This is a genomic window from Mesorhizobium sp. M7A.F.Ca.MR.362.00.0.0, assembly GCF_004023175.1.
Lineage (GTDB): Bacteria > Pseudomonadota > Alphaproteobacteria > Rhizobiales > Rhizobiaceae > Mesorhizobium.
This window is the reverse complement of sequence record NZ_RZTF01000498.1, coordinates 1-4,088: the sequence shown is the minus strand read 5'-3', so window position 1 is coordinate 4,088 and position 4,088 is coordinate 1. Positions and strand designations below refer to the sequence as shown.

Genomic DNA, 4,088 nt, shown 5'->3' with positions numbered 1-4,088 from the left:
CCGCCATGTCGGTCGACCGCGCCGCCGACATCCTGCGCGAGCTGGAAGAGCCGGCCCGTTCCGAGCTGCTTGGCGGGCTTGCGCCGCCGCTGCGCGCAACGCTGCTCTCCATCCTCGGCTATCCCGAAGGCAGCGCCGCATCGATCATGACGACGGAGTTCGTCAGCGTGCCGTCGGACTGGACCGTCGGGCAGACGCTCGACTACATCCGCAAGGTCGAGCGGACGCGCGAGACCGTCTACGCGATCTATATCGTCGATCCGCAGACGCACCTGCTTGTGCGCTCGACGGGCCTGCGCCGGCTGATCACCGGTGAGCCTGACGATCCGATCATGACGGTGGCGCCGGATCACCTTCCGGTGACGGTCGGCCCGCTGATCGATCGCGAAACCCTGGCGCAGACGATCTCCAAATACGATCTGCTCGCCCTTCCGGTCGTCGACCATGGCAAGATCCTCGGCATCGTCACCATCGACGACATCATCGACACGATGGTCGCGGAGACGACCGAGGACGCGCACCGTTTCGGCGGCATGGAGGCGCTGGACGAGCCGTACATGAAGATGAGCTTCCTCGCCATGATCAGGAAACGCGGCGGCTGGCTGTGCGCGCTGTTCATCTCGGAGATGCTGACGGCCAACGCCATGCAGAGCTATGAGGGCGAGCTGGAGAAGGCGATCGTGCTGACGCTGTTCATCCCGCTGATCATGAGCTCCGGCGGCAATTCCGGCTCGCAGGCGACCTCGCTGGTCATCCGGGCGCTGGCGCTGCGCGAGATCGGTCTTGGCGACTGGTGGCGGGTGGCGCTGCGCGAGCTGCCCACCGGCCTGGTGCTGGGCGCCATGCTCGGCGTGGTCGGCGTCTGCCGCATCGCGCTCTGGCAGTATATGGGCTTCTACGATTATGGCCCGCACTGGCCGCTGATCGCCACCACGGTGGGTGCTGCACTGGTCGGCATCGTCACCTTCGGTTCGCTGTCGGGCTCGATGCTGCCGTTCGCCTTGAAACGTATCGGCTTCGACCCTGCCAGCGCATCGGCGCCGTTCGTCGCCACGCTGGTCGATGTCACCGGACTGGTGATCTATTTCTCGGTGGCGCTGGTGATCCTGCGCGGCACGCTTCTGTAGCGACTATCTCCGCCGTGGCATGACCTTGCCGCGGCGGAGTTCCTCAACCCGGATTTGCCGTCAATCGACGCGCTCGCCGTCCTTCACGAGATAAGTCGGCTTGTACATGGTGACCAGTTCTTCCGCCGCTGTCGGATGCACGGCCATCGTACGGTCGAAATCGTCCTTGGTCAGGCCGGCCTTCAACGGGATGCCGAGCAGCTGCGCCATCTCGCCTGCATCCGGCCCCAATATGTGGGCGCCAAGCACTTTTCTCGACGCGCCATCGACCACCAGCTTTATCAGCATCTTCTCGTCGCGCCCGGACAGGGTGTGCCGCATCGGCCGGAATGTCGCGCGGTAGATCTCGATGTCGGGGAAGCGCTTGACGGCGTCGTCCTCCGACAATCCGACAGTGCCGATCTCCGGCTGTGAAAAGACAGCGGTCGCGATCGTCTCGTGATCGGGCGCGGTCGGATTTCCCTTGAAGGCGGTTTCAATGAAACACATCGCCTCGTGGATCGCCACCGGCGTCAGCTGCACGCGGTTGGTGACGTCGCCGATCGCCCAGACGTTGTCGACGTTGGTGCGGGAATATTGGTCGACGGCGATGGCGCCGGTCTTGGTCATCTCCAGTCCGATGCCTTCCAGGCCCATATTCTCGGTGTTGGGAATGCGGCCGATGGCCAGCATCACCTGGTCGACGGTCAGCACCTCGCCGCCGCTGACGAGCGCGTCGAGCCGGCCGTCCGGCCGCTTGCGGATCCATTCGGACACGGAATGGCAGAGGATCCTTATCCCCTTCTTCTCCATCGTCTCGTGCAGCATGCGCCGCAGGTCCATGTCGAAGCGGCTCAGGATGTCCTTGCCGCGATAGACCAGCGTGGTGTCGACGCCGAGGCCGTGGAAGATGTTGGCGAATTCGACGGCGATGTAGCCGCCGCCTTCGATCATGATAGATTTGGGCAGTTCCTTGAGGTCGAAAGCCTCGTTGGAAAAGATGCAATGTTCATGGCCGGGCAGCGCCGGATGCGCCGCCGGGCGGCCGCCGGTGGCGATCAGGATCTGGTCTGCCGTGACGGTGCGATCCTCGCCCAGAAGATGCACGACATGCGGATCGACGATCATGGCGCGTGAGTGGAAGGTCTCGCCGCCGGCGCCCTCGACGTTCCTGACGTAGATGGCCTCCAGCCGGCTGATCTCGCGATCCTTGTTGGCGACCAGCGTCTGCCAGTCGAAGCTGGCTTCCGGCACCGTCCAGCCATAGCCGGCGGCGTCGGCAAAATGCTCGGGAAATTGCGAGGCATAGACATAGAGCTTTTTCGGCACGCAGCCGCGGATGACGCAGGTGCCGCCATAGCGATATTCCTCGGCGATGCCGACTCGCTTGCCGAGTGCCGCGGCGACGCGCGCCGCCCTCACCCCGCCCGAGCCGCCGCCGATGACGAAAAGATCGTAGTCGTAACCGGCCATGACGCGGCTCCCAGGCTTCAGAAATGTGTCAGACAGGTAGGCCGCAAACCGTCAAAAGAAAAGCCCGGACAGGCCGGGCTTTCGCGGGAGGCCGCAAGGCCATTTGAAAATGCGGGGTCAGTTGTTGTCCGCAGGAGCCGCGCCATCGGCGGGCGCTGCGCCATCGGCCGGAGCGGCGGCTCCGGCGGCGGGCGCGGCAGGTGCAGCCTGCGCCTTTGCCTTGGCGGCTGCGGCCAGCGTTTCGCCGACCTGCTGGGCGAGATCGCGGCCGAGGCCGTTCTGCCAGATGTCGGCTGCCTTGACCAGTTCGCGGGTCACCGTCGGGCCGCTATCGAGCAGCTTCTTGCCCGAATCGGAATTGTAGAAGGCGGCGATGTCGGTCAGTTCCTTTTCGGAGAACACTTTTGCGTAGGCGAGTGCGGCTTCCTTCTCGAGATCGGCGCGGCGCGAGGCCAGCGCCAGCGCCTTCTCGCTGATCGTCTTGCCGATCAGTTCCTGCATGTCCGGGTTCTTCTGGATCAGCTGCGATTCGAGCGCTGCGGCTGCCTGCGGCAGGATGTTGTCGAACGGGTCGGTCGCGTGGATCGCAGCGACCGCCGCGCGGGCGGCCTTCAGGTGCGATTCCGTGACATCCTGCGAAAACGCCGGCGAAGAGAAGGCGAAAACGGCCGACGCCGCCAGAAGGACGGAAAGGCTGCGAACCCGGTTATGCAACGTCATGATCGGTAGAACTCCCTGGTTTTCGGGCGGCATGGACGGTTTGGATACCGTCGCCGCCGGCGATGATGGCCGCTGAAGCCAGCCCGATGAAAAGACCATGCTCGACAACGCCCGGAATGGCGTGGAGAGCATTCGAAAGCGCTCTTGTATCCGGAATGCGGCCAAAAGATGCATCGAGGATAAAATGGCCGCCGTCTGTAACAAAAGCCTGGCCGCCCGTCATCCTCAATGTGACCGGCCCGGAAAGACCGAGCTTTTCAGCCGCCGCGGCAACCGCGATTTCAGTGGCGCGCAGGCCGAATGGATTGACCTCGATCGGCAGCGGAAAACGGCCGAGCGTCTCGACCATCTTGGAGCGGTCGGCGATGACGATCATGCGCTGGGACGCCGCGGCGACGATCTTCTCGCGCAGCAGCGCGCCGCCGCCGCCCTTGACCAGGGTCAGTTCCGGGTCGACTTCGTCGGCGCCGTCGACGGTGAGGTCGAGCTCTGGCGTTTCCTCCAGCGTCGACAGCGGTACGCCAAGCTCGCGGCAGAGCAACGCGGTGCGCTCCGAAGTCGGCACGCCGATGACGGTCATGCCGGTGGCGACCTTTTCGGCAAGCAGCCGCACGAACTCTTCGGCCGTGGTGCCGGTGCCGATGCCGAGCCGCATGCCTTCGCTCACATGGGCGAGTGCTGCCCGCGCGGCCTCGACCTTCAACTGCCTTGCATCCATGTGGGTTCTGCCCCGGAAATTCGCTGCCGGGCTCGTAGCATTTTTGCCGGTCCGGTCAAAGCCCCAGGCGG

General features: G+C 64.7%; 4 protein-coding genes. 1 reads left to right on the top strand and 3 read right to left on the bottom strand.

From position 1 onward, the window contains the following. A partial coding sequence (gene mgtE / locus EOC06_RS33895) for a magnesium transporter (protein WP_128309851.1) occupies positions 1–1,127 on the top strand: 1,127 nt, incomplete at its 5' end. Positions 1,128–1,187: 60 nt separating this feature from the next. On the opposite strand, the gene gor is transcribed toward mgtE, so the two are convergent. The 3 genes from gor to rpiA form a co-directional block, all read right to left on the bottom strand. After that, positions 1,188–2,579 carry a glutathione-disulfide reductase gene (gene gor, locus EOC06_RS33890; RefSeq protein ID WP_128309850.1) on the bottom strand — a complete coding sequence of 464 codons (1,392 nt, stop codon included), beginning with the start codon at positions 2,577–2,579 and terminating at the stop codon, positions 1,188–1,190. Positions 2,580–2,696: 117 nt separating this feature from the next. After that, complete coding sequence (locus EOC06_RS33885; RefSeq protein ID WP_127318742.1) at positions 2,697–3,299, bottom strand: DUF2059 domain-containing protein; 603 nt, start codon at positions 3,297–3,299, stop codon at positions 2,697–2,699. Continuing rightward, entirely contained in the window at positions 3,286–4,017 is a 732-nt protein-coding gene (gene rpiA / locus EOC06_RS33880) for a ribose-5-phosphate isomerase RpiA (protein ID WP_127271162.1), read from the bottom strand. The genes EOC06_RS33885 and rpiA overlap by 14 nt, the downstream gene beginning before the upstream one ends. Positions 4,018–4,088: the final 71 nt, after the last annotated feature.

Coding starts and splice junctions, on each gene's coding strand:
- gor (WP_128309850.1), bottom strand. CDS start 2,579: ATGGCCGGTTACGACTACGATCTTTTCGTCATCGGCGGCGGCTCGGGC.
- EOC06_RS33885 (WP_127318742.1), bottom strand. CDS start 3,299: ATGACGTTGCATAACCGGGTTCGCAGCCTTTCCGTCCTTCTGGCGGCG.
- rpiA (WP_127271162.1), bottom strand. CDS start 4,017: ATGGATGCAAGGCAGTTGAAGGTCGAGGCCGCGCGGGCAGCACTCGCC.